This is a genomic window from Arthrobacter glycogeni, assembly GCF_054510815.1.
On sequence record NZ_JBTNDV010000003.1, the window covers coordinates 220,615 to 245,794 of the forward strand.

Below are 25,180 nucleotides of genomic sequence, written 5' to 3' on the forward strand. Positions count from 1 at the left end.
GGGTTGTTCAGCGCCGGTCAGCGGCTGGTTTTGGGGGCAAACATCCGGGCAATCAGACGGGCAACGAGGTTGAGCAACATCACGAGGATGATCAGGACCAGGGCGGCCGCCCACGCGCGCTGGATACTCGGATCGGTGGCGGTTGGCGATGTGGGCGTAATGATCTGGTAGTAAATGTAGGTCGGAAGGGTACTCATCCAACCACCGAAGACGTCAAGGTTGATCCCCGTCGCAAACCCTGCCGTGACCAGGATTGGCGCGGTCTCGCCGATCACCCGGGCGATCGCCAGGGTGACGCCCGAGGCAATACCCGAAATGGCGGTCGGGATGACCACCTTGGTGATGGTCCGCCACTTCCGCACACCCAGGGCGAACGACGCCTCGCGGAGTTCGTTGGGGACAATCTTCAACATTTCCTCGGTTGCCCGCACCACCACCGGGATCATCAGCACCGACAGGGCAGCTGCTGCCACGAAACCTGTCCGGGTGCCGGGCCCGAAGATCAGCCCAAACAGTGCGGCCGCAAACAGGCCTGCAACAATGGACGGGATGCCGGTCATCACGTCGACGAAAAAGGTAATGGCCCTGCTGAGAGGGCCACCTGTGGAGTATTCCACCAGGTAGATGGCGGCCAATAGGCCCACCGGCACCGAGATGATGGTGGCCCACATAGTGATCTGCAGGGTGCCGAGGATTGCGTGGTAGGCGCCGCCCAGCACCGGAGTGCCCTCGGCGACGCTCTGGTTGTCGATGGCGCCCGTGAGTCCGTTCATCGAACGGAACAGGAAGTCACTGGTCATTCCGGGGATGCCGCGCTCCAGCACCGTCCACAGCACCGAGAACAACGGCAGGACAGCGACGATGAACGCGCCGAAAATCAAGTAGGTGGCGAGCCGGTCCCGCGCTTTGCGCCCGCCTTCCACCACGGCCGACGCCGCGGTGCCGCCGACAATGAAGAACACTGCCGCAAAGAGGGCCATGGCGACCGGGCTGAACCCGAGCAGTGCCGAGACGGCTGCTCCGAGGATCACTGCCCCAGCCAGTACTGCCCAGATCGACCACCCGGGCAGCTTGTTCTTGGTGAATTGGGAAGGACGCCGGGTCGTGGTTGCGCTACTCATTAGTTGGCACCTGAGAATTCCTTGTGACGGCTGATGATCCAGCGGGCGATCATGTTCACTGCCAGGGTGATGACAAAGAGGACCAGGCCGGCGGCGATCAGCTCGCTCAGGCGAAGACCGAATGCCTCGGGGAAGTTCAGCGCGATTTCCGCGGCGATGGTCTGATTGCCGGTCTGGATCAGGCTGGCGGTCAGTGCGCCGCCGGAAAGGACTAGCGCAACCGCCATCGTCTCGCCCAGGGCCCGACCGAGCCCCAGCATCGCTGCACTGATGATGCCTGGGCGGGCGAAGGGCAGCACCGCCATCTTAATCATCTCCCAGCGGGTGGCGCCCAGCGCCAGCGAAGCCTCTTCATGAAGGTTGGGAGTCTGGAGGAAAATCTCCCGGCTGAGCGAGGTGATAATCGGCAGCACCATGACGGCGAGGACGATACCCGCGGTCAGCATGGTCCGTCCGGTATTACTGGCAGGGCCCTCGAAAATGGGGATCCAGCCGAGGTTCGTTGCAAGCCAGTCATAGGCCAGCGCCAACTGGGGCGCTAGAACCGCGTATCCCCATGCGCCGTAGACCACCGACGGGATGGCCGCGAGCAGGTCGATCAGGTAACCAAACCCCTGTGCGAGCCTGCGGGGCGCATAGTGGGAAATGAACAGCGCGACGCCGATTCCCACCGGTGTGGCGATGATCAGCGCAATCGTGGCTGCGATCACCGTTCCGATGACGATCGGCCAGATATAGGAGACGAATCCGCTGCCACCCGAAATATCGGCCGGGTCGGCGATGAAGGTGGGAAAGGCCTGAACGAGCAGGAAGATTGCCACGCTGAACAGCACGGCGAGGATCAGACAGCCGGCTAACAGACTGGCCGTTGAGAATATTCTGTCCCCTGATTGACCGCTATCGCCATCTCTGCGCAGCGTATTCGGAGACACCGTCTTCGTGGACACTAGTTAACCCTTCGGTGCTGGTACTGGGTTGATCCTGCTTCAGTCGCCGATCGGGCGTCCTCAGCGGTGGGGTTGGTAGCTGCCTACCAGCCTAATGGCTGAGTGCAAAGGACAGCCCCGCCCGGTCTGTAAAGACCGGACGGGGCAAGTCAACCGTGTTAGGAAGCAACCGTGATCGAATCGATGGCGGCCTGGGCCTGCTCGCGCAACGTAGCGGAGATCGGCGCGTTTCCAGCCGAATCTGCAGCATCCGCCTGTCCCTCTTCGCTGATCGCGTAGGAGCCGAAGGCCTTGACCAGGTCAACAGTCTCCTGGTCAGGGTAGGTAGCGCAGTAGACGTGGTAAGAGATCAGCACAATCGGGTACGCGCCGGACTCGGTGGTGTCCCGTGTCAGGTTGAAGGACATGTCAACCTCAGGGGCGCCCTCCACCTCGGCTGGCTCTGCAACCTCGACGGCGAGCGATGCGGCCTCTGGAGTGAGCGCCACATTCTCTTCGCCAACCTTCACCAGAACCTGGCCCAGATCGCCGACGGCTGAGGCGTCCGTGTAGGTAATTGCCCCTTCGGTGCCGGAGGTCGTCGAAACCACTCCGTTGGTGCCTTGTGCGTTCTCAGCGACGATCTCTGCGGGCCAGTCGCCTGACACCTCGTCCGTCCACACATCTGGTGCTGCTGCTGCAAGGTAGTCGACGAAGTTCTCGGTGGTGCCCGATTCGTCACTGCGGTGGACCACTGTGATGGCCAGGTCGGGCAAGTCGACGCCCTCGTTCTGCGAGACGATTGCCTCGTCGTTCCACTTGGCGATGTCTCCGCGGAACACTGAAGCGATGGTCTCTGCGTCCATGTTCAACTCGTCAACACCGGGCAGGTTGAAGGCTACAGCGATTGGTGCGATGTAGGCGGGGATGTTGAACGCACCCTCAGGGCCACAGACCTCAACGGCCGCGGCGTGCTCTTCCTCATCCAGGTAAGCATCAGACCCTGCGAACTGGACGCCGCCAGCGAGGAACGCCTCGCGTCCGGCGCCCGAGCCGTCAGGGGAGTACTGCAGCGTTGCGTCAGGGTTAGCCGCAGTGAAACCGGACTGCCACGCGGTCATTGCCGCGCCCTGGGAGGAAGCACCAGCGCCGGTCAGGGTGCCGGTCACGGTGCTCTCGACCGAGCCGTTGTCTCCGGTGGTCTCAGCCGGTGCATCGGTGGCACTGTCGGTGCCGCAGGCTGTCAGTGCGAGCGCGGCGACGGAGATTACTGCCGCTGCGCGGCCAAAGCGAAGAACCTTCACTTGATGTTGCCCCTTCCAGGGAGTCGAAAATCAGTGCTGAGGGCACCTATGAAGATGGAAAAGCCGAACTTTTCGGTATGCGTACCTTGAACAAGCTAGGTGCCACAGGTGAAGAGACTGACTGACCAAAGTTAACGGCCGGTGAACGGGAGACGTACAGTTGCAATCAGCCCGTTCGGTAGCCTTGCCAAACCGTCCCAGGTACTGTTCGATTCCCAGTAGTCCGCCGCGACTCGGTGCCCGGGAAACCGGGGCTAGGCTGGGTTCCATGCCGCGGCCATCATTTCCCTCGCGAGCCCGCTCCTTTGTTCGCAACCGGACGCGGGTCGGTTTCCGCCGCAGCTCCAACTCGGTGATCCCCGCCCTCCAGATGACCGTCTGCGCGGTGGGCGCGTATGTCTTCGCTGAACGGGTCCTCGGTCACAGCGGCCCACTGTTCGCTGCGACATCCTCAATGATCGCCCTCGGCTTCACCCGAGACCCGCGTCTTCGGCGGGTGCTGGAGGTCGGCGTGGGCTGCACCCTTGGCATTGCGCTCGGAGACGTGCTGTTGGCCCTCTTCGGTACGGGGATCTGGCAAGCCGCCGTCGTCCTGTTCGTTTCCATCCTGTTGGCCAGGTTCCTGGACAGCGGCACCATTTTCACTACGCAACTGGGCCTGCAGTCCCTGCTCGTGGTGCTACTCCCGGCTCCCGACGGCGGGCCCTTCACCCGCAGCGTCGACGCGATAGTGGGCGGGTTGTTCGCGCTGCTGATAGTGATCCTTGCCCCCAAGGATCCGCGGAAGGAACCAAAGACCAATGTGCGGGAGCTCCTCGGCGAGCTGTCGGCGGTGCTGCGGGAATCGTCGACGGCGCTGACCCGCAGCGATCCAACGCTCGCCTGGCATGCGCTCATCAAGGCCCGCAGCTGCCAGCCGCTGATGGAGGGGCTGTCCGGCAGCATGGGGGCGGCGCAGGAGGTGGCGCGCCTCTCCCCCGCCTACCGGCGGCACCGCCAGGAGCTCGGCGAGCTGAGGGGGTCAATCGAATCGATCGACCTCGCCGTCCGCAACGCACGGGTCTTCACCCGCCGGCTGACGTCGGTGATCAATCATGCGGCGCTCACCGACGAAGCCGTGCAGGAACTGTCCCGGGTTATCGAGGACACCGCCGACGCCGTCGACGTGTTGGGCCGCGCCCTGTCCTCCTCAAGTGCGCCCGAACAGGAGCTCTCCCTCCGGCAGGCGCGTGAGGACCTGGCAGCTGTGGCGACCACTCTCCATCCACGGCTGCTGAAGATCCAGCGGCTGGAAGGTGAGGGGCTGGTGCTGCTGTACCGCCCGCTGATTGTTGATTTGCTGGAGGCGACCGGCCTCCCCCACGACGAGGCCGCCGGGTATCTGCCGAAATTGTGAGTCCGGTCAAGCTGGCGCCTGCGGTAGTGTCCTTGCCGCACCATGCCCCTACCCGCCGGTACGTTAGAGATCATGGCTACAAAGACAGCACGTCCGTCGCGCACTTCTGCCCCCGCCTACCGGTGCGGTGAATGCGGGTGGACGACTGCCAAATGGGTGGGTCGGTGCGGCGAGTGCCAGGCCTGGGGGACGGTCGAGGAGACCGGCCAGACAGTGGCGAGGACGACGCCGGCGGTAGCGGTTGCCTCGCCTGCTCTCCGGATCGCGCAGATCGACGCAACTGCCGCGTCCTACCAGCCCACCCAGATCGGCGAATTTGACCGGGTTCTCGGCGGCGGTCTGGTCCCTGGCGCAGTGATTCTACTGGCAGGGGAACCGGGGGTGGGCAAGTCCACCCTGGTGCTCGACGTTGCGGCACGGGTTGCTCGGCTCGGTAAGGACGTGCTGTATATCACCGGGGAGGAATCGTCGGCCCAGGTGAAGCTGAGAGCCGAACGAATCGGCGCGCTGGCGGAAACCCTCTACCTCACCGCCGAGTCGGATCTTGGGCAGGCACTCGGGCAAGTGGAGCGGCTGTCCCCGTCGCTGCTCATTATTGATTCGGTGCAGACCCTAAGCAGCGCCGCCGTCGACGGCACAGCCGGAGGAGTGACCCAGGTCCGGGAGGTGGCAGCGTCGTTGATCGCCGCAGCGAAAACCCGCGGAATGACCACCGTCCTGGTGGGGCACGTCACGAAGGACGGGTCGATCGCCGGGCCGCGTCTGCTGGAACACCTGGTGGACGTGGTGTGCCAGTTCGAGGGCGACCGGCACTCACGACTCCGGCTGATGCGGGCCATCAAGAACCGGTACGGCCCCACCGACGAGGTGGGTTGTTTCGACCTGACCGAGACCGGCGTTGAGGGTCTCGCCGATCCGAGTGGCCTATTCGTGTCCCGGACCAAGGACCCGGTCTCGGGAACCTGCATCACGGTAACACTTGAGGGGCGCAGGCCCCTGCTGGCGGAGGTGCAGGCCCTCCTCGCCGAGTCCTCCAACTCGCAACCCCGCCGCGCGACCAGCGGCCTCGACAGTTCGCGGGTCGCGATGCTCCTGGCGGTACTCCAGCAGCGAGCCTCGCTGAGCCTACATAAGGATGACAGCTATGTGGCAACGGTCGGCGGGGTGAAACTTAGCGAACCGGCCACCGACCTGGCCGTTGCCCTCGCCGTCGCGTCGGCGAAAACTAACCAGCCACTCGCGGCACGGCTGATCGCCTTCGGCGAGGTGGGCCTGGCGGGTGAGGTGCGGCCGGTCCCCGGCATTGCGCAACGGGTCCAGGAAGCCGAACGGCTCGGCTTCACCCACGCAGTGGTACCCGCCTCCCCCAATGGTCCGGGCCGGGTTCCGGCGGGTTTCAAAGTCCACGAGGTGTCAACGGTGACCGAGGCTCTGGAGCTACTTTTCTAACTGCCCCCAACTCGCCTGCAGCATCCGCTGTAACCGTTACCCATTTGCGACCCTGGCCGGTATCAGGGTTTAGGCTGCGCTCCCACTAGGATGAGAACGGCTGCGCGGGTGCCTGCGCGGCAGGGCCTCGCCCAGCCGGATACCGGTTGGCGACGCCGGTAGCCGGAAGGAAGTGGCAGTGGTTCGCAGCCCAGAGGACGCGCTAAAAGCCACTTTGGCGCGCGTGGCGCCCGGCACACAGTTGCGGGATGGACTGGAGCGCATCCTGCGCGGGCGTACCGGGGCACTGATCGTTCTGGGATTCGACCGCACAGTCGACTCCATCTGCTCCGGTGGTTTCGACATCGGCATCACCTTCTCGCCCACCCGGCTTCGGGAGCTCGCCAAAATGGATGGTGCAATTGTCTGCGACAAGGATGCGAGCAATATCCTGCGGGCCGGCGTGCAACTGGTTCCGGACCACACCATCGACACCCAGGAGTCGGGGACACGGCACCGGACCGCCGAGCGGGTAGCCATCCAGACTGGTCTCCCGGTGATCTCCGTCAGCCAGTCGATGCACATCATTGCCCTCTATATCAACGGCCTGCGGCATGTGCTGGAGGGCTCCGAACCGGTGCTGGCGCGCGCCAACCAGGCCCTCGCTACCCTGGAGCGCTATCGAGCCCGCCTGGACCAGGTCACTGGCTCCTTGTCGGCGCTGGAGATCGAGGCGATGGTCACGGTCAGGGATGTGGCGGTGACCCTGCAGCGCCAGGAGATGGTCCGCCGGATCTCCGAGGAAATCTCCCAGTATGTCCTTGAACTCGGTGTGGATGGCCGGCTGCTTTCGCTGCAGGTCGAAGAACTAACCACCGGTCTTGGTCCCGGCAGCGAAATGGTCCTGCGGGACTACCTCGACCTCGGCAACGCTTCCCTGGTGGTAGAAGAACAGCTCGCGACGTTGCAGGCTTTCAGCTCCACCGACCTGATCGACCTCGGCACCATTGCCAGCGTGGTGGGTTTCAACCCGTCCAATGACTCTCTCGACGCTGTGGTCCAGCCCAAGGGCTTCCGGCTACTGTCGGGCATCAAAGCTGTTCCCCCGGCGGTGGCGAACCGGTTGGTTGACCACTTCGATGGTCTGCAGAACCTGATGGCCGCGAATATTGACGATCTGATGGCCGTCGACGGCATCGGCGAACAGCGGGCGCGCACTGTGCGGGAGGGGCTCTCCCGGATTGCCGAGACGAGCCTCCTCGACCGCTTCATGTAGCGGTTATCGCAGTTCGAGGGTAACTTCGTCGCTGGTCCGTTCGCCGAGAGACACACTCACGGCGTAGAAACCGGGCGTGGGGTCCGCCTCGACCGCCTCGCAACCCGGGGCGCTGCGGTTCCGTTCCCAGCGGAAGTTGGCTTCCTCCGACCCTCCCGGCGGGATATCCCGGTTGAGGTCCTCGGCGCCCTCCTGGCAATCAAGGGACGAGAAGATCCGGTCCTCGCCACTGGTAACCAGGAACTCCATCTGCGAGGTCCCCACGTTCACCGGGCAGGCCACGTCGCCGGTATTCGTTACAGTCAACGTCAGGACCGGGTTCTGTTCGGGTGCGTAGTCCTGTGCGTCCGTCGATGCGCTGACCTCCACCTGGTCGGGGTCACAGGCAGGGTCCGACGGCGCTGGCTCGTCGGTGGGCCCGGCCGCCTCAGCCGGCGCGCCCGACTGGCCCGCCTCTGCCGCTGGGTCGGCCGACGCCGGCGCGGACCGGGCCGGTCCGCGGGGAGCCGATCCGGCATCGGCGGTATCCTGTGCGGTGGCGATCAGCCCAGCGATGAAAGTCCCCAACCACACCAGCGCACCGAGGACAATTAACGTCAGGACCAGCACCACCAACCGGCGGCGGCGGTACACCCGCGGGCTGGCCCGGGGCGCGCCAGACGGGCGTGACGGCCTGTCCTGCGGCCCGCCTCGCGAAGGGCCACCGTGAGAATCCATGACTTAAGGCTAGAGACTGAACCGCCGGATACCTGTGACCCCACGCCGGTCAGTACAGTATTGATGGTCACCTATCAGTTGAGGGTCACCTATCAGGAGGGTCGATGCACCAGGTTCCACCAGCGCAGCTCCATCGGGGCATCATTGGCTGGTTCGACGTCAGGGCCCGGGACCTACCGTGGCGGGGACCCGACCGCACCCCCTGGTCGGTGCTGGTGAGCGAGTTCATGCTCCAACAGACACCAGTAGTTCGTGTCCTGCCCGTTTTCACCGAATGGCTCTCCCGCTGGCCCACCCCGGCGGATCTTGCCGCGGCACCCTCCGGCGATGCGCTGAGACACTGGGGGCGGCTGGGCTATCCGCGGCGAGCGCTTCGCCTGCACGCGACCGCCGTCGCCGTCGTCGACCACCACGACGGCGAGGTGCCCGGCACAGTTGACAAGCTCCTCACGCTACCGGGCGTGGGCACCTACACGGCGGCGGCGGTGGCAGTGTTCGCCTTCGGGAGGCGCGAGACGGTAGTGGACACGAACATCCGCCGTGTCCACGCGCGGCTGGTCGGCGGGGATGCTTTGCCTGCGCCGGCGCTCACCGCGGCAGAGCTGCGCCGGGCAGCCGATCTGCTGCCCGACGACGTCGCCCAGTCAGTGCTGTGGAACGCGGCGGTAATGGAACTAGGTGCGTTGGTCTGCACCGCCCGGGCCCCCACGTGCTCCCGGTGCCCGGTGCTCGATGCCTGCGCATGGGTGGCCGCCGGCAGGCCGGAACCGCACTACATTCCCAAGGGCCAGGCGTGGGCCGGGACCGACCGTCAGGTGCGCGGCGCGATGATGGGGGTGCTCCGGAACGCAGCCGTGCCGGTGGTCAGGGAGTTGCTGGTCAACGTGCCCGTAGATCTCGCTTTGGAGTCCGCCGCAACGCTAACCCCACTGATGAAGCTGCACAACCTGAACGCACCGAAGGATCAGCTGGAACGGTCGTTGGAGAGTCTCGTCAAGGACGGCCTCGCCCGCGATACCCCAGCCGGGATCACGCTTCCCGGCTGACGCCGCCCGCCGTCGGGTCTCCGGATCTGCGGGTCAGAGCTCACCGAATCCGGCAGTGACCTCGTTGCCGATCTGGTCGATCGCTTTCTGCGCGTCTGGGCCGGCAGCCAACGCCGTCAGCACCTTGCCCTGCCCGAGCCCCAGACTCATCAGCAGCATCACCGATTTCGCGTCGACGCCGTTCACCGTTACCTCCGCGTCGAGTTCGCTCATCGCGCGAGCCAGGGTTGCCGCCGGGCGTGCATGGAGCCCCATCGGGTTGGGCAGCTCCCACGACCCTTCCGCCGACGGGCCGCTGGTTGACGGCGCGGTCAGGGCATCCCCCGGCGCTGCGGCCGCGTGGCTGACAAAAAGTTCAAGGACTGTGGGATCCAACGCAACGATCGCCGACTCGGCGGCCCTGGATACCTCGTCCACGTCAGCACCGGTCTGGGCTTCGACTGCCGCAGCGACCGCACCTTCCACCAGGGCCGCCCTGGCAAGCCTGACCCGCCCCCGATGATCACCGTCGAGGAACTCCAGCGCCATCTCGGCGGTCATGACCGCCGACCCCAGGTCTGTCAGGATCACGACGCCGTGTCCCTGATCGGCTACCGAGATCGCCTCAAGTACCTTCTCAAAACTGGTGCCGATCCTTGACACCCCCGATTCGTCCTCCACCCCGCCCGCAGGGACCAGCTCGACGTCGGCCGCCATCTGCCGGGCGAGATCGCAGACGCCCTCGGCAATCTTCGAACTATGCGACACGATCACCAGACCAACGTTCACCACTGGCCACCGGCCGCGTCGACTGCCGCCTGCAGGATCAGCCCCGTCGAAACGGCACCCGGATCGAGATGGCCGGCGCTGCGTTCACCGAGATAGCTGGCCCGTCCCTTTCGGGCGATCAGAGGTTCAGTGGCCGCGGCCCCCGCGTTGGCCGCGTTGGCGGCGGCGACGAGGACCTCGGTCACCGATGCCCCCGCCAGCGCCGCCGTCCCCGCCGCTTCCACGGCCGGGGTCCACGCATCCACCATCGTTTTATCGCCTGACTCCGCCTTGCCGCGGGCCACCACGCCATCTCGTGCCGCGGTCAGCAGCCCGACGACGTCGTCGGGACCCACCTCCCGGACATCACCCAACGAGGCTGCCGCCCGCAGGAACGCTGTCCCGTACAGCGGCCCAGCCGCACCCCCCACCGAGGACATCAAGGTCATCGCGGCGAACTTCAGGCCGGCGGCCGGGGTGGCTGGGTCTTCGCCGTCGTCGAGCTTTTTCACTACCGCAGAGAATCCGCGGTCAAGGTTCTCACCGTGGTCGGCGTCGCCGATCGCCCGGTCCAGGTCGATCAGGTGTTGCCGGTGCTCGCCGACCACGCGGGCGCTCTCGCGCAGCCAGGCGACCACCCATGCCGCGGTGAGGGTTGTCGGGGTTCCTTCAACCACGCCTAGACTCCCCAGCGCAATGCCGCGGTCAGGACTGGCGAGTCCCACAACTGGACCATCTCGTCGTCGAGGCGCAGGACGGTGATTGAGGCGCCCTGCATTTCGAGTGCCGTGATGTAGTTGCCGACCAGGGAACGTTCGACAACAATCCCCTGCTCCTCAAGGAGTTGGCGGGCCCGCCGGTAGACAATGTACAGCTCACTGGCAGGGGTTCCTCCCATTCCGTTGACGAACAACAACACCCGTTCGCCACTGTCGACCTGCAAATCGGCAAGAATCGGTTCCAGTAGCCGCCCGGTGATCCCGTCGGCGTTCTCCATCGCGATGCGGTGCCTGCCGGGTTCCCCGTGAATGCCGATGCCGATCTCGATTTCGTCGTCGGTCAGGTCAAAGCTGGGCTGCCCGGCGTGCGGGACTGTGCAGGCGGCCAGCGCCACCCCCATCGATCTGACATTGTCGATGACGCGTTGCGCAACGGCGGTCACCGAGTCGAGATTGTCGCCACGCTCGGCGGCAGCGCCAGCGATCCGCTCGACGAGCACCGTCCCGCCGACGCCGCGCCGGCCGGCGGTGTAGAGCGAGTCCTCGACAGCGACATCGTCGTTCACCAGGACGCTCCGCACTGTCACACCTTCGGCTTCGGCCAGCTCGGCGGCCGTCTCGAAATTCAGGACATCGCCGGTGTAGTTCTTGACGATATGAAGCACTCCCGCTCCCCCGTCGACAGCCGTGGTGGCGGGGAGGATCTGGTCCGGGGTGGGTGAGGTGAACATGGCTCCCGGTACGGCGGCATCGAGCATGCCCAGCCCCACGTAACCTGCGTGTAGCGGCTCGTGGCCGCTACCCCCTCCCGAGACCAGCCCCACCTTCCCCTGCCGCGGCGCATCCCGCCGGGTAATGAACAGGGGCTCCGGATGAACGCTGACCAGATCGGCATGAGCAGCCCCAAACCCCTCGACGGATTCGGTGACTACCTGCTTGGGGTCATTGATTAGCTTTTTCATGGCGGCTCCTCGGTGGAAGGACACAGGACTTAGGGGTACTACCGGCCCGCCTGACCTGCTGGCCGTTTCTGAACCATACCCTTCGGTCAGCCGCTTGCCTATAGGCTGAGCAACTGCCTTAACTGACTGTGGGAGAGACCCGGGCCTGAGCCCGATCCCTCCCACAGCACTAATCCTTCGGTAAGTCTCACTAGCAACTGAATGCGGAGCGGATACCTGATGGATCAGATCTAGCGGTTGTCGCCCTTGAAGGCATCCTTGACGTTCTCGCCAGCGTTCTTGATGTCGCCGGAAGCCTGGTCCTTGTGACCGTCGGCTTCCATCTTCTCGTTGCCGGTGAGCTTGCCGAGGCCTTCCTTGATCTTGCCGCCCAGCTTCTCGCCGGTGTTTGCTGCCTTATCGTCTGCACCCATAGTCTGACCTACTTCCGCTCGGTGTGTCGGGCGCCGGTTCCGGAACCCGCTTACGCATCGTCATAGATGCCAAGCTCCCTTAGCGTATCTATTCTGCCGCCGGTATGCCACCCGTAGCACTGCGATCATCGAGCTTTCGGATCATTCGGGTGTTGCCGAGGGTATTGGGTTTTACCCTGGCAAGGTCAAGGAACTCCGCCACCCCCTCATCGTGGGAGCGCAGGAGCTCCGAGTACACGGCCGGGTCAACCGCAGACTGGTCTGCCATCACCTGGAATCCCCTGCGCTGGAAGAACTCCACCTCGAAGGTCAGGCAAAAGACGCGATCGACGCCGAGTGCCCGGGCGTCGTCGAGCAGTCGTTCCACCAGCGCGGTACCAATTCCCCGGCCCTGCGCGGTGCGGGAGGTGGCGAGGGTGCGGATCTCCGCCAGGTCCTCCCACATGACGTGCAGCGCGCCGCAGCCGAGCACGCCGTCGTCGTCCTCCGCGATACGGAACTCCTGCAGGCCCTCGTAGTAAGCGACGGTTTCCTTGGCCATCAGCACCCTGCTGTCGGCGAGCGGAGCCACGAGCGTCTTGATCACCGGGACATCGGAGGTGCGGGCGGGCCGGATTCTGAAAGAGGAACTCACTAGGGCAGTCTACAAAGTCCTCGACGCCCGTACCGTTACAGCCCCAGCTCGGGTGGGAGGGTGGTGGGCTGATCCAGCACATGATGAGCCAGGAAGTGACCGACGACGCCGTACCAGACCTTCGCGTGTTGCGGTTTGAGGATCCAGTGGTTCTCGTCGGGGAAGTACAGGAAGCGATGCTCGGTGCGACCCTGGTCATCGACGGCCAACCGGGACCGGGAAAGCAGCTCATACCAGAGCCTGAGACCCTCCCCGATGGGTACACGGTAATCCTTGTCGCCATGGATCACCAGCAGGGGAGTTGAGATGTTTTCCACGTGGTGATGCGGTGAATTTTCGGCAGCCATTTCCGCGGTCATCTCCTTCTCCCAGTAGTAGGAGGCGTCAGTGGTGGGCCCGAACTGATCGAGGGCCCACAGGCTGGCGTGGGTGACGATGGCGTTGAACCGGTCGGTGTGCCCAGCGATCCAATTGGCCATGTAACCGCCAAACGAGCCACCCATTGCCGCGGTGCGCGTCTCGTCGATGTCACCGCGGACGACGACGGCGTCGGTGGCCGCCATGAGGTCGGTGTAGGGCGTCTTGCCCCACTGGCCCCAACCGCGGTCAATCATGTGCTGGCCGTAACCGGTCGACAGCGCCGGATCGGGGAGGAGCACTGCGTAGCCCTTGGCGGCAAGTAGCCAGGGCGACCAACGCCAGGTCCACGCGTTCCAGGACCCGAGCGGACCACCGTGGATCCAGAGCAGCAGTGGGGCCGGGTGGGAGGCATCCGCGTCCGCGGGAAGGACCAACCAGGACCCAACTTTTTGTCCGTCATCGGCTGTGGTGTGAACTCGTTCGAGCCGCCCCGGGAGAACGGGCCGCTCCACGGGCCCGGCCAGCTTCTCCACCGACGAGTCAGCAAGATTAATGCTGACCACCTCGGCGGGAAACGCGTAGGAGCTGCGCAGCGCATAGGCGGTACCCCCATCGGGGGCCACCACGACGTCGGTGTAGGCGGCCTCATCGCGGGTCACCCTGGTCACCAGCCCGGTGTCGACGGCGATACGGAAGACCGGGCAGGCCCCCTCCTCGTCGGCCGTCGCGAGCACCGCACTGCCGTCCGGTAACCAGGTGGCAGGCGACGGCCAGCGGTCCCAGTCCCCGGCGAGCGGGGTGAGCTCCCCTCCGGTGACGGGCAGTAGCCCCAGCGTCTGCTGGGGCGAAATCCCGGCTGTGGTTCGGCGCGCACGATGGACCACCAGGGTGGTCCCGTCGGGGCTGATCGGCCCGGGTGAAAAGTCGTAGGCCGGGTCGTCCAGGAGCACCGTGCGCTGCCCTGTCGCCACCTCGATCCGGGCAAGGACGCTGCGGCGGTCCCCTCGTCCCACCGGAATGCTCAGAGACGTCACCACGAGTGAGCCGTCAGGGCTGACGACCTGCTGCGCGTTGCGGAGCGCCACCCCTGCATGTGGGGTGATGTCACGCAGCAGCGCCGCGGACGGAGTACCGATCGCCACCGGTTCGGGCTGGAGCGACGCATCGCTCTCCAGCGCGAAGTAGCGCGGTTCGGCCGGTCCCAGGTCGGCGTCCCAGTAGCGAACCGGGTACCCGGAGTGAAGGATGGCCCCCACCTTCGCATCCTTGCGCTGGGTACGGCGTTCACCATCGTCCGCCTCGTCGGTCGAACCGGCGAGGACGTCAGCAATGAGGATTGCTGAGTCCACGGTCGCGGCAGTGAGGATGCCGTTGACTCCCCCCACACGGGAGTGCACCACTCGTGCCTCGCCGCCCGCGGCGGGCAGCCGCCAGAGGGCACTGGCGGTGTCCTTGGCCGAGTCGCCGTCAGCACGCTCCGGATCGGGGCGGACCGAGGTGAACAGTAGGTCCCCACCGGCGAGGAACCCGGCCCCGGACTCGCCCTTGGCGCTGCGGGTCAGCCGGCGGGCGGGCTTCACGCCAGCCGGGTCAACCTCCCAGAGGGCGGTGGCGTACTCAGTGGACTTGGCATTCAGGGTTGCGACGGCGGTCACCAGACGGGACCCGTCCGGGCTCAGCACCAACGAACCAAGGCGGGGAATCGCAATGAAGCGGTCCAGGTCGTGGAACGGGGTTTCGGGCTTCGCCGTGGCGTTCAATTCCGGTTCGGGTGTCATGGCTCCATCTTTACCATCGGGAGTGGTAGGGATCAGCATGACTTCTCTGAGAGAGTAATAGGTTGCTTCAGGCACACAAGCTGGAGATGGGTCGAGTGGTCACCTTCTTAAACGCCAAGAGGCCCCGGGTCTGCGCTCTCACGCCGACCGGAGGCCTCCTACTGACACCTTCAGGGCATCACCCAACAATCTATTCGGGAACTGTCGCCTCAATGGCGGCCGGCGCATCCTCGATTTCCTTCGGGGCGCCATGGCCGACGAAGGTGAAGCGTGCTTCATCTCCCTCACCCTCAATGTCCACCGAAACCAATTCGCCAGACTTAAGTTCGCCAAAGAGAATCTTCTCGGACAGCTGGTCCTCGATCTCCCGCTGGATGGTCCGGCGCAGTGGCCGGGCACCCATTGACGGATCGTAGCCGCGAGTTGCCAGCAGTACCTTGGCCGCGGGGGTGAGCTCAATGCTCATATTCTTGTCAGCCATCCGCTTCCCCAACCGCTCCAGGAACAGGTCGACGATCTCGACAATCTCGTCCTGGGTGAGCTGCGGGAACACCACTGTGTCATCAACACGGTTGAGGAACTCGGGTCGGAAGTGCTGCTTGAGCTCCTCGGTGACCTTCGCCTTCATCCGGTTGTAGGTGGTGGTGGTGTCAGTGCCGGACTGAAATCCGGTCATGACACCCTTCGAGATGTCGCGGGTACCCAGGTTGGTGGTCATGATGATGACGGTGTTCTTGAAGTCGACCACCCGGCCCTGGCTATCGGTCAACCGGCCGTCCTCAAGGATCTGGAGGAGCGAGTTGAACAGGTCGGCGTGTGCCTTTTCGACCTCGTCGAACAGCACCACCGAGAACGGGCGGCGCCGCACCTTTTCAGTGAGCTGACCACCTTCTTCGTAGCCGACGTACCCTGGGGGCGCACCGAACAACCTGGATACGGTGTGCTTCTCCGAGTATTCGGACATGTCCAACGTGATCAGGGCGTCTTCGTCACCGAACAGGAATTCGGCTAACGCCTTGGCCAGTTCGGTCTTGCCAACCCCGGTGGGGCCGGCGAAGATGAACGATCCGCCCGGACGCTTGGGATCCTTCAGGCCTGCCCGCGTGCGACGGATCGCCTGCGAAATGGCCTTGATGGCATCGTTCTGGCCGACTACCCGCTTGTGCAGTTCGTCTTCCATCTTGAGGAGCCGCGTCGATTCCTCTTCGGTCAGCTTGAAGACCGGGATGCCAGTGGAGTTGGCGAGTACCTCAGCGATGAGTTCCTCATCGACCTCGGCAATGTCATCAAGGCCGCCGGACTTCCACCGGCGCTCCTTCTCCATTCGCTCGTCATGAAGCTTCTGCTCCTTATCGCGCAATGATGCTGCGCCTTCGAAGTCCTGCGCGTCAATCGCCGACTCCTTTTCCCGCTTGACGTCGGCGATGCGGTCGTCAATTTCCTTCAGCTCCGGCGGCGCGGTCATTCTGCGGATGCGTAGTCGCGCGCCGGCCTCGTCAATCAGGTCAATCGCCTTGTCCGGCAGGAACCGGTCCGAAATATAGCGTTCGGCAAGGGTTGCTGCCGCGATCAGCGCCTCATCGGTAATCGAGACACGGTGGTGCGCCTCATACCGGTCCCGCAGGCCTTTGAGGATCTCAATGGTGTGCGCCACTGAGGGTTCCTGGACCTGGATCGGCTGGAACCGGCGCTCCAGGGCGGCGTCCTTCTCAATGTGCTTGCGGTATTCGTCAAGAGTGGTTGCACCGATGGTCTGGAGCTCACCACGGGCAAGCATTGGCTTCAGGATCGACGCTGCATCGATTGCGCCTTCGGCGGCTCCCGCACCCACCAGGGTGTGGATCTCATCGATGAACAGAATAATGTCGCCGCGGGTGCGGATTTCCTTGAGCACCTTCTTGAGGCGTTCCTCAAAATCTCCGCGGTACCGTGAACCCGCGACGAGGGAACCAAGGTCAAGGGTGTAGAGCTGCTTGTCCTTGATGGTCTCGGGTACGTCGCCGCGGACTATCGCCTGGGCAAGTCCTTCGACTACTGCCGTCTTACCGACACCGGGCTCGCCAATCAGGACGGGATTGTTTTTAGTGCGACGGGAGAGGACCTGCATGACGCGTTCCATCTCCAGTGCCCGCCCGATCACTGGGTCGAGTTTGCCCTCGCGGGCGGCCTGGGTGAGGTTGCGTCCAAACTGATCGAGGACCACCGACCCTGCCGGCGTCCCCTCCTGCTGCTGGCCACCCACGGACGCCGGTTCCTTGCCCTGGTAGCCGGAGAGCAGCTGGATGACCTGCTGGCGGACACGGTTGAGGTCAGCGCCGAGCTTGACCAGTACCTGCGCCGCGACACCCTCACCCTCGCGGATGAGACCAAGCAGGATGTGCTCGGTGCCGATGTAGTTGTGACCCAGCTGCAGGGCTTCCCGCAGCGAAAGTTCGAGTACCTTCTTGGCACGGGGCGTGAACGGGATATGGCCGGACGGTGCCTGCTGGCCCTGGCCGATAATCTCCTGAACCTGCTCTCGGACGGCGCCGAGAGAGATGCTGAGGGACTCAAGCGCCTTTGCGGCGACGCCTTCTCCCTCATGGATCAGACCGAGCAGAATGTGCTCGGTGCCGATGTAATTGTGGTTGAGCATGCGGGCCTCTTCTTGGGCCAGCACAACAACACGACGGGCGCGGTCGGTAAATCTCTCAAACATGGGGCACACTCCTAGCTAACGCGTAATTCGATGCTACGTGTCCTGCCCGGCCTTTTGGAGCGTGTTCGCCACAGGCGAGATATCACACCGACCCGAGACTGCGCCCAACGGTGCGCAGCCTGCCATCCTTCTAGCGTTGGGCGGCGCGGTAGGCCTCGACGATTTCGCTGTTGACCCGGCCACGGGCCGAGACGGTGTATCCGTTGGCTCGCGCCCATTCACGAACCTGTGCGGCCTCCTGGTTGCGGCCCGGTGTGGCTACGCGTGCTTTCACCTGGGCGCTCCGGCGCGCACCGGAAACGTAATTACTCATTACGGCCCGAAGTTCTTTGGCGTGATTCTTCGAAAGATCTATTTCGTACTGCACGCCGTCAAGACCAAAGCGTACAGTTTCATCAGCTTCGCCACCGTCGATGTCATCGATCAGGAGGATCTTTACTTTTTGTGCCACGGTCTGCTCCTGCGTTTTGTGGTGAATTACTATGTGTAACCAATTATGGGCCAGTCACACACTAACCGTCAAAGCACAGTACAAAAAAGCCTATAGAAATTCTTCTCGAAATGTGTCGGGAACTACTTCACTTGGGCGCCGCGGGGCCCTCCTGGTCGGGCGCTGCAACGGGCTGTTCCTGCTGCGACTCGGCGATCCGTTCTTCAGCCTGGCTCATTGCCTCACGTTCAGTGCGGTCGGCGTTGAATATTGAACGCATCACAAAATAGAAGATCGCGCCGACTGCTAACGACGGCCCCAATACTGCAACATACTCAAGCACGACTATCTCCAACTGGTTTGAGAATGGGAAAGAGGATGGTCTCCCTAATCCCTGTATTGGTGAACAGCATGACCAGCCGGTCAATGCCCAGACCAATGCCGCCCATCGGGGGTGCTCCGTACTCCAGCGCCTGCAGGAAGTCCTCGTCGAGCTGCATTGCCTCATCGTCACCTGCGGCCGCCCGCCTGGATTGATCGACGAGTCGCTGCCGCTGCACCACCGGGTCAATAAGTTCCGAGAAGGCGGTTCCCCGCTCCATCCCGCCGATGATCAGATCCCACGCTTCAATAAGGTGAGGATCTTTGCGGTGCGGCCGGGCGAGCGGCTGTGCAGACGGCGGGTAATCGTACACAAAGGTTGGCTGGATCAGGGTTGGCTCAACCAGCTCGCCGAACAGTTCCAGCACAAGCTTTTCGCTGCCCCATTCCGGGGCGATCTTTACCTCGTGCATTTTTGCGATATCCACCAGCTCATCCTGGGTGGTCTCGGGGGTTATCTGGCGCCCCACCATCTCGGAAAGACCCGGATACACACCGAGCCATCGCCATTCGCCATTCAGGTCAATGACGCCGGCCTCTGTTTCTATGCGCCATGAACCGAGAAGGTCGGCACAATTGAGAATAATTTCCTTCATCCGCTCAGCCATTCCAAACTGGTCGGTGTACGCCTCGTAACACTCAAGCATGGTGAATTCCGGACTGTGGGTTGAGTCAACCCCTTCGTTGCGGAAAATCCGCCCGATCTCGTAGACACGATCTATTCCACCCACAACAGCGCGCTTCAGATAAAGCTCAAGGGCGATTCGCAGGGTCATCTTCTGGTCGAAAGCATTCAGATGCGTTTCAAACGGTCGTGCAGCAGCGCCGCCGTGCACCAACTGAAGCATTGGCGTTTCCACCTCTACATATTCCAGCGAGTGAAGAGTTTCCCTGATAGACCGCACAATCGCTGCGCGCTTTCGCACCATGTCCCGCGCTTCTTCGCGCACCATTAGGTCGACATAGCGCTGCCTTACCCGAGTTTCCTCGCTTACCCCGGCATGCAGGGTGGGCAGCGGGCGCAGTGCCTTCGATGCCATCGCCCAACCGTCAGCCATGACGGATAGTTCTCCACGCCTGGAACTGACGACCTCGCCGTGCACCACTACATGGTCACCCAGGTCCACCAGAGCCTTCCAGTCCGCGAGGGACTGCTCGCCGATCTCGGAGAGGCTGAGCATGGCCTGCAGTCGCGCCCCGCCGCCTTCCTGGAGGGTAGCAAAACAGAGCTTCCCGGTGTTGCGGACAAACACCACACGACCCACCACTGAGACAATCTTGCCGGAGGTTTCGTCGGCTGCCAGGTGATCGAACTCTACCCGTAGCTTTGCCAGTGAGTGGGTACGCTCCGGCTTCACCGGGTACGCCTCGTCCCCCCGCCCGAGTAACCGCTCACGCTTCTCCATGCGGATGCGCATCTGCTCGGTGGTTTCGTCGTTACCCATGCCATCACTCGGGACGGTTTCTGTGGCGGTGTTGAAATTATCTTTGGTCACGATATACAAGGTTACCGGCTACGTTCCGCCGCCCACGTCTGGAGCGACGCGGTACTGGCTGACTCAGTACCCCAGGGGGGCATTGTCGATCAACCGGACTGACCCCACCCGCCCGGCGATGAGAGCCAATGCCTCACCGACGAAGGGGGTTTCCCGGCAGTTGACGGCCAGGGGTTCGAGGGTCGCCGCGTCTACCACCTCGAAGTAGTCGAGATCCACCAGAGGATGGCTAGTGACCAACGCCACCGCCGAGTCAAGGTCCAGTGGTTCGTGGCGTTGAGCTCTGGCTTCTAGGAGACGCAGCGCACGGGAGAGCACCAGCGCAGCGTCCTGTTGCGCCGCGGTGAGGAAACGGTTCCTGCTGGACAGAGCCAACCCGGCGGGGGTCCTGACCGTCGGAACCGCAACGATTTCAGCCGGAAAGTTGAGGTCTTTGACCATCCGGCGGATGAGGGCAAGTTGTTGGGCGTCCTTCTGACCGAAATAGCAGCGAAACCCGGCGTCAGCTGCAGGGGCTCCAACGTGCAACAGCTTGGCTACCACCGTGAGCATCCCGTTGAAATGCCCAGGCCGGGCGGCGCCCTCAAATTTGCTGCCGAGGGCGCCTGCATTCATGGTGATGAGCGGTGGGCCTTCCGGGTACATCTCGCTTTCCGAGGGGGCGAACACCAGGTCCGTCCCGCAGCCAGCCAGCAGGACAAGGTCCTGATCGAGCTGCCGGGGGTAGCGCGTAAGGTCGGTGGGTTCGCCGAACTGCAGCGGATTCACAAAGATCGAGACCACAACTACCTCATTGGCCTGTCGGGCTGCCCGCACCAAAGCCGTGTGACCCTCATGCAGGGCACCCATGGTGGGGACGAACCCGAGACTGGGGCGTTGACCATCACGGCCCGGTGCCGGGTGCCCGCCGAAGAGTTCGGCAGTGGCGGTCGCTAGGTCAGCAGCAGTCCTGACGACCCGAGGCGCGGCAGGATATCCGCTCATCAGGGACCCAGCTCATCGGAAGCCAGTGCCTGGGTGATCGCGCTGGCCTGCGCCTCGCTGAGGAGCCCCCGGTCCAAGGCCCGGTGGGCAGTGGCAATCGCCAGACCACGGTAGGCCGCGCGGATGTCCTCCGATGGCTGGGAGTTCAGCGCTTCGATGTGCGCCTCGACAGTTCCGGTATCTCCGCGGGCCACTGGACCGGTGAGCGCTCCCTCTCCGGCTGAGAGGGCATTTTCCAGGGATGCCCTCATCAATGGTCCAAGCATTCGGTGAGGTTGCTCAACGCCGATGTAGGTGAGCAATTGGGTCGACTGTGCGGTGATCGTGACCAAGTGATTCGAGGCGTGAGCGAGGGCAGCATGATAGAGGGGCCGGTGGACCTCATCAATCACCACAGGCTCGGCGCCCATCTCCACCACCAAAGCCTGCGCCACGGGCAGCACGGCGGAGGGAGCGGTAATGCCAAAGCTGCAGTCGGGCAGCCGGGCGAGGTCCAGGCTCATTCCGGTGAAGGTCATCGCTGGGTGCAACGCCAAGGGGATGGCGCCTATCCGGCGGACCGGTTCGAGCACAGAAATGCCGAACCGTCCGGAGGTGTGGGCGACGAGTTGCCCCGGCTGCCACGCCCCGAGGGCGGCAAGGCCTTCCACCAGTCCGGACAACGCGTCATCGGGAACGGCAATGAGCACCAGCTCCGATCGTTCGATGACGTCGCGGATCTCCAGCACTGGCACGCCCGGCAGTAACATTTCGGCACGTTCCAGGCTCGCCTCGGACACTGCCGACACCCCAACGACTGCGTGTTCGGCGGCGCGCAAGGCCGCACCCAGGACTGCCCCCACCTTGCCTGCACCGATAATTCCGACACCTAGCCGGCCCGGCCGCCTCGCCCCGCTAGCGTTGTTCATCTGCGTCCTTCGGGTCTTCGGTTGGCGGACCCTTACCGTTCGTTGGCGGACCCTGACCGTCATAGGAAGGCGGGGGCAGCATGGGAATCGCATCGGCCACCTCAGCCGGTCTCATCCATTGCTCCGGAAGGCTACGGCGGCGTGCCTCTGCTGCGCGGATCGACTGTTCGCGGAAGAGCCGCCAGGCGGTTTCCTCGTCGACCTGCTGGATTCGTGGGCTAACCGGTCCCGGCGTGGTGTGCAGCACCAGATCGGCAACCCTGAACCGTCGATACACCGGTCCCTGCTGCAGGGCCAGGGACTGGGTACGCTCGTGCGGCACCACTGCGAGGGTCCGCCAGAAATAGCCCGACCGGATCAGCAGGGCAGTGCTGGTTACTGCAAAGCCGTTGCGGCGCCATTCGAGCGGTCCGACCCAGCGTGCCCGCCGTGGGGTGGAAAGGAACCCCGCGCGGCTGTCCCTGCCCTCCATCCCGGCGTTGAACACCTCGAGGGGTTCCTCGGTGCCCGGATCGGGAAGCACCAGTGCGAGAACCTGCAGGACTTCCTGACGGGTTCCCACCGGGAGCAGGGTGGCCCTGGCCTGGGCATCCCCGGAAGCTGAAATACCGTAGCCGGCGACGTTTACACTCATCCGGTACCAGCCCTTCATCCGCCAAAGCGGAGACTGGCTGATCCCGACGGCCTGGATACGCCCCGGCGGGACGGTTTGGGTTCGGGTGTCGAGGAGGCCGTAGCGGATCCTGATGCCGTCGGGCGAGATTGCCGCCTGGAAATTGAACCCATTTTTGATGCTGTTCCAGTACCCACCCGCCACGGCAAGCCCTAGCGGGATGATGACGGCAAGGGGGGCGGCCGCGTCGAGGACAACCGCCAGGACCACTACAACTGCCACACCGAGGATCAGAAGGATAGTGGTTCCCGACAGCAACGCCGCCGCGATTACCCGCCCGGGCGTTAACGACAGCACCTCACGCTCTGGCGCCTCCTGGATATCCTCGGGGTGGTCCGGGTCGATGCTCACGCCCGCCGCGCGGGCCAGGATCGTTGCCCTTAGACGCTGCGCGTCGCTGAGTTTGAGGAAAGCGAGTTTGACCGCTGACTCGCCGGCGTCGGCTACTTCGAATTTCAGTTCAGCCAGCCCGAAGACGCGGGCGAGGAAGGGCTGCACCACATCGATAGCCTGAACCCGGTCCAGCCGTGCCTGCCGGTTCTGGCGAAAAAGCACCCCCGAGTTGACCCTCACATGCTGCTCGGTCACCTGGTAGCGGGTGAAGTACCAGGACAGCAGGAAACCGGCTGCAACGAGCACAATAATCCCGCCAATGATGGCGATGGTCCAGGGCAACGGTGATCCGTCGTCGGCAAAGCTTGGCAGGCCGTCGCCGCTGAGCACGTCCTGGAACAGGTCCTGGCCGGCGAAGAAGGCGATGGCAACCAACGCAATCCAACCCCGCACCAGCGGGGAGATGACGTGAACGCGGCTCCACTGGTCGTCGGAGGTTGCCAGCAGCGACGCGTCGGGCGCGATGGGGTTCTCCGGCGGCGTCTGGTCCCGGGTTGTCACAGTCCGGCCAGCTTCGCCTCACCGCGGGCGGACAGTTGCTCGCGCAGGCGCGCGCCCTCGTCGGCTGGCAGGCCCGGTATGGAGGCATTGGTGCCCGGTGACGCTGTGTGCATTTTCAGGGTGCACAGTCCGAAGGCCCGTTCAATCGGCCCGACAGCGACGTCGACGTATTGCATTCTCCCGTAGGGCACCACCATGGTGCGCTGGTAGAAGACGCCGCTACGAATCAGGAGGTCCTCATTCCGTTCCGTGTAGCCGATCGCCCTGACCTGGCGGGGAAGAAGGATTCCCCGCCAGAGGGACAGGATCAGGGCAGCAATTGGCAGCGCCCAGGCAATCCACAGTGGTGGGAAGCCCCACCAAATGTCGGTCAGGACGAGGATGAGGGGGATGCTGAAGATCGCGAGGTTGATGATCGTCCCCACGGCCCAGCCGAGCAGGCGCACGGTCAGGTACTTCGGCGACACCCGAGTCCATTCGACGCCGTCCGGATCGATAGGTTCCTTACGCATACTCCCCCTCGTCATGGCGGCTACTGTTCTTGTCGGCACCGTCATCAGGCGGTAACCGACAGAATCCCTGCACCATTATCCCCACGACGATCATCACCATGCCGCTGGTAATAAGGACAAGGGTTCCCCAGACCGATCCGGTCACGCCGCGCACGGCGACGAGGGAAAGTTGATCCATCAGAATCCCTAGATGCCACCCCGCGTTCAGCGCCCCCGCGTAAGCGGTCGCCTGGGCCAACACCACGGTGCGGGCAGCGAGGATGGCGTTCAGCGCCCGGTCGCGTCGGCCGTTCCGCCAGCGCAGCACCCTTAGCCCGAATACCAGGGTGATGACCAGGATGGCAGCCACGGTCAGCAGCGAACTCAGCGGCAGGGTTGGAACGGGGAACCCGTTCCTGCTCGCCCACCAGTTCACCAGCCAGCCACCGATCCCCGCTATTACCCCGAGAGCTGCCAGCCAGCTGAACTTCAGGGAACCCACTGTGTGTCGGCCCCCTCATAGGGTCGGATTCCGGCGAGGTCGGTAGTTTCGCCGACCAGTTCCGTCACCAGCCGTCCGCCGAGGCGCGCCGTGGAATCCATCCACGCCCACGGTTGCAGGACGAAGGCCCGCTCGGTTGCCCTGGGGTGCGGGACGGTGAGCCGCTCGTCGTCGGAGGAGTAGTCGCCGAAGGTGATGATGTCGACGTCGAGGGTCCGCGGTCCCCACCGGACTCCCCTGATGCGTTGGTGCTTGATTTCGACCGCCTGGCAGTGGGCCAGGAACGCGTGGGGGTCGAGGTCGGTTTCGACTTCGATCACCATATTCAGGTAGTCCGGCTGATCCGCCGGACCGCCAACCGGGCGCGACCTGACCACTGGGGAGACTTCTCTCAAGCGCACCAGGGAGCTGTCCACCAGATCGGCGACGGCGAGGGAGAGAGTGCCGTGACTGTCGCCGAGGTTGCTTCCCAGGGCCAGCACCGAGCGCACCCGCCCGGTCACGGCGTTTCCTCGCCGATCCGGGCCCTGAGGATGGATACTGCAACGTCACCGAACGGCACCGGGATTGGCGCCTGGGGTTTGTGGACAGTTATCTGGACCGCCGCCACGGGGAAGGATGCGAGCAGTCGGGCAGCGATCCGCTCGGCGAGGGCCTCGATCAGGTTGAGTGGATCGCCGGTCACTACGTCGACAACCTGTTCGGCCACGTCACCGTAGTGAGCGGTTGTGGTCAGATCGTCGGTTGCCCCAGCAGAGTGAAGGTCGAGGTGGAGGACGACGTCGACGACGAAGGGCTGGCCGTCGCGGCGTTCGGAGTCGAATACCCCGTGGAACCCGAGAGCTGTGATGCCGGTGATTGTGATGGTGTCCTGCTGGAGGAGTGTCATGGCGGGA

At 64.1% G+C, this 25,180-nt stretch carries 25 protein-coding genes; 4 read left to right on the plus strand and 21 right to left on the minus strand.

Going from position 1 to position 25,180, the window contains the following annotated elements; genetic code table 11:
• Nucleotides 1-17 precede the first annotated feature (17 nt).
• The 3 genes from pstA to pstS all read right to left on the minus strand — a co-directional run bounded on the left by pstA (nt 18) and on the right by pstS (nt 3,351).
• Complete coding sequence (gene pstA, locus ACX80G_RS04970; protein ID WP_459306066.1) at nt 18-1,121, minus strand: phosphate ABC transporter permease PstA; 1,104 nt, start codon at nt 1,119-1,121, stop codon at nt 18-20.
• The gene (pstC, locus tag ACX80G_RS04975) at nt 1,121-2,038 is read right to left on the minus strand and encodes a phosphate ABC transporter permease subunit PstC (RefSeq protein WP_459306234.1); all 918 of its coding nucleotides are present in this window, start codon (nt 2,036-2,038) and stop codon (nt 1,121-1,123) included. Before pstC ends, pstA begins: the two co-directional genes overlap by 1 nt.
• A 188-nt stretch (nt 2,039-2,226) precedes the next feature.
• Nucleotides 2,227-3,351, minus strand: a complete 1,125-nt coding sequence (gene pstS / locus ACX80G_RS04980; RefSeq protein ID WP_459306067.1) for a phosphate ABC transporter substrate-binding protein PstS — start codon at nt 3,349-3,351, stop codon at nt 2,227-2,229.
• A gap of 268 nt (nt 3,352-3,619) precedes the next feature.
• Here pstS and ACX80G_RS04985 point away from each other — a divergent pair, with 268 nt between their 5' ends.
• The 3 genes from ACX80G_RS04985 to disA all read left to right on the plus strand — a co-directional run bounded on the left by ACX80G_RS04985 (nt 3,620) and on the right by disA (nt 7,451).
• The gene (locus ACX80G_RS04985; protein WP_459306069.1) at nt 3,620-4,747 is read left to right on the plus strand and encodes an FUSC family protein; all 1,128 of its coding nucleotides are present in this window, start codon (nt 3,620-3,622) and stop codon (nt 4,745-4,747) included.
• A gap of 72 nt (nt 4,748-4,819) precedes the next feature.
• Nucleotides 4,820-6,196 carry a DNA repair protein RadA gene (radA, locus tag ACX80G_RS04990; RefSeq protein ID WP_459306071.1) on the plus strand — a complete coding sequence of 459 codons (1,377 nt, stop codon included), beginning with the start codon at nt 4,820-4,822 and terminating at the stop codon, nt 6,194-6,196.
• A gap of 178 nt (nt 6,197-6,374) precedes the next feature.
• Nucleotides 6,375-7,451 (plus strand): DNA integrity scanning diadenylate cyclase DisA, encoded by a 1,077-nt coding sequence (gene disA / locus ACX80G_RS04995; RefSeq protein ID WP_459306073.1) that lies wholly within the window; start codon nt 6,375-6,377, stop codon nt 7,449-7,451.
• Nucleotides 7,452-7,454: 3 nt separating this feature from the next.
• On the opposite strand, the gene ACX80G_RS05000 is transcribed toward disA, so the two are convergent.
• Nucleotides 7,455-8,168 carry a hypothetical protein gene (locus ACX80G_RS05000; RefSeq protein ID WP_459306075.1) on the minus strand — a complete coding sequence of 238 codons (714 nt, stop codon included), beginning with the start codon at nt 8,166-8,168 and terminating at the stop codon, nt 7,455-7,457.
• Between the two features lie 104 nt (nt 8,169-8,272).
• On the opposite strand from ACX80G_RS05000, the gene ACX80G_RS05005 reads away from it, so the two are divergent.
• Nucleotides 8,273-9,214 carry an HhH-GPD family protein gene (locus ACX80G_RS05005; protein WP_459306077.1) on the plus strand — a complete coding sequence of 314 codons (942 nt, stop codon included), beginning with the start codon at nt 8,273-8,275 and terminating at the stop codon, nt 9,212-9,214.
• Between the two features lie 33 nt (nt 9,215-9,247).
• On the opposite strand, the gene dhaM is transcribed toward ACX80G_RS05005, so the two are convergent.
• From dhaM to folB, 17 genes are all read right to left on the minus strand, one after another.
• Nucleotides 9,248-9,982, minus strand: coding sequence for a dihydroxyacetone kinase phosphoryl donor subunit DhaM (gene dhaM, locus ACX80G_RS05010; protein ID WP_459306079.1), 735 nt, complete (start codon nt 9,980-9,982; stop codon nt 9,248-9,250).
• A complete protein-coding gene (gene dhaL / locus ACX80G_RS05015) occupies nt 9,979-10,638 on the minus strand; it encodes a dihydroxyacetone kinase subunit DhaL (RefSeq protein ID WP_459306081.1) in 660 nt (219 codons plus the stop codon). The genes dhaM and dhaL overlap by 4 nt, the downstream gene beginning before the upstream one ends.
• A 2-nt stretch (nt 10,639-10,640) precedes the next feature.
• Nucleotides 10,641-11,642 (minus strand): dihydroxyacetone kinase subunit DhaK, encoded by a 1,002-nt coding sequence (gene dhaK, locus ACX80G_RS05020; RefSeq protein ID WP_459306083.1) that lies wholly within the window; start codon nt 11,640-11,642, stop codon nt 10,641-10,643.
• A 230-nt stretch (nt 11,643-11,872) separates the two neighbouring features.
• Nucleotides 11,873-12,055 carry a CsbD family protein gene (locus tag ACX80G_RS05025; RefSeq protein WP_459306084.1) on the minus strand — a complete coding sequence of 61 codons (183 nt, stop codon included), beginning with the start codon at nt 12,053-12,055 and terminating at the stop codon, nt 11,873-11,875.
• 88 nt (nt 12,056-12,143) lie between these two features.
• Nucleotides 12,144-12,689, minus strand: coding sequence for an amino-acid N-acetyltransferase (locus tag ACX80G_RS05030; RefSeq protein WP_459306085.1), 546 nt, complete (start codon nt 12,687-12,689; stop codon nt 12,144-12,146).
• Nucleotides 12,690-12,724: 35 nt separating this feature from the next.
• Nucleotides 12,725-14,827, minus strand: a complete 2,103-nt coding sequence (locus ACX80G_RS05035; RefSeq protein ID WP_459306086.1) for a S9 family peptidase — start codon at nt 14,825-14,827, stop codon at nt 12,725-12,727.
• A gap of 190 nt (nt 14,828-15,017) precedes the next feature.
• On the minus strand, nt 15,018-17,525 hold the full coding sequence (locus ACX80G_RS05040; protein WP_459306088.1) for an ATP-dependent Clp protease ATP-binding subunit: 2,508 nt from the start codon (nt 17,523-17,525) through the stop codon (nt 15,018-15,020).
• Nucleotides 17,526-17,655: 130 nt separating this feature from the next.
• Nucleotides 17,656-17,976 (minus strand): histone-like nucleoid-structuring protein Lsr2, encoded by a 321-nt coding sequence (locus ACX80G_RS05045; protein ID WP_459306090.1) that lies wholly within the window; start codon nt 17,974-17,976, stop codon nt 17,656-17,658.
• Between the two features lie 127 nt (nt 17,977-18,103).
• A complete protein-coding gene (locus ACX80G_RS05050; protein WP_459306091.1) occupies nt 18,104-18,298 on the minus strand; it encodes a hypothetical protein in 195 nt (64 codons plus the stop codon).
• Nucleotides 18,291-19,781, minus strand: a complete 1,491-nt coding sequence (lysS, locus tag ACX80G_RS05055) for a lysine--tRNA ligase (protein ID WP_459306236.1) — start codon at nt 19,779-19,781, stop codon at nt 18,291-18,293. Before lysS ends, ACX80G_RS05050 begins: the two co-directional genes overlap by 8 nt.
• 114 nt (nt 19,782-19,895) lie before the next feature.
• Nucleotides 19,896-20,816, minus strand: coding sequence for a pantoate--beta-alanine ligase (gene panC, locus ACX80G_RS05060; RefSeq protein ID WP_459306092.1), 921 nt, complete (start codon nt 20,814-20,816; stop codon nt 19,896-19,898).
• Complete coding sequence (locus ACX80G_RS05065; RefSeq protein WP_459306094.1) at nt 20,816-21,724, minus strand: Rossmann-like and DUF2520 domain-containing protein; 909 nt, start codon at nt 21,722-21,724, stop codon at nt 20,816-20,818. The genes panC and ACX80G_RS05065 overlap by 1 nt, the downstream gene beginning before the upstream one ends.
• Nucleotides 21,711-23,291 carry a PH domain-containing protein gene (locus ACX80G_RS05070; protein ID WP_459306096.1) on the minus strand — a complete coding sequence of 527 codons (1,581 nt, stop codon included), beginning with the start codon at nt 23,289-23,291 and terminating at the stop codon, nt 21,711-21,713. The genes ACX80G_RS05065 and ACX80G_RS05070 overlap by 14 nt, the downstream gene beginning before the upstream one ends.
• A complete protein-coding gene (locus ACX80G_RS05075) occupies nt 23,288-23,803 on the minus strand; it encodes a PH domain-containing protein (protein ID WP_459306097.1) in 516 nt (171 codons plus the stop codon). Before ACX80G_RS05075 ends, ACX80G_RS05070 begins: the two co-directional genes overlap by 4 nt.
• On the minus strand, nt 23,796-24,284 hold the full coding sequence (locus ACX80G_RS05080; RefSeq protein ID WP_459306099.1) for a DUF3180 domain-containing protein: 489 nt from the start codon (nt 24,282-24,284) through the stop codon (nt 23,796-23,798). Before ACX80G_RS05080 ends, ACX80G_RS05075 begins: the two co-directional genes overlap by 8 nt.
• Entirely contained in the window at nt 24,272-24,787 is a 516-nt protein-coding gene (folK, locus tag ACX80G_RS05085; RefSeq protein WP_459306101.1) for a 2-amino-4-hydroxy-6-hydroxymethyldihydropteridine diphosphokinase, read from the minus strand. The genes ACX80G_RS05080 and folK overlap by 13 nt, the downstream gene beginning before the upstream one ends.
• A complete protein-coding gene (gene folB, locus ACX80G_RS05090) occupies nt 24,784-25,173 on the minus strand; it encodes a dihydroneopterin aldolase (protein ID WP_459306103.1) in 390 nt (129 codons plus the stop codon). The genes folK and folB overlap by 4 nt, the downstream gene beginning before the upstream one ends.
• Nucleotides 25,174-25,180: the final 7 nt, after the last annotated feature.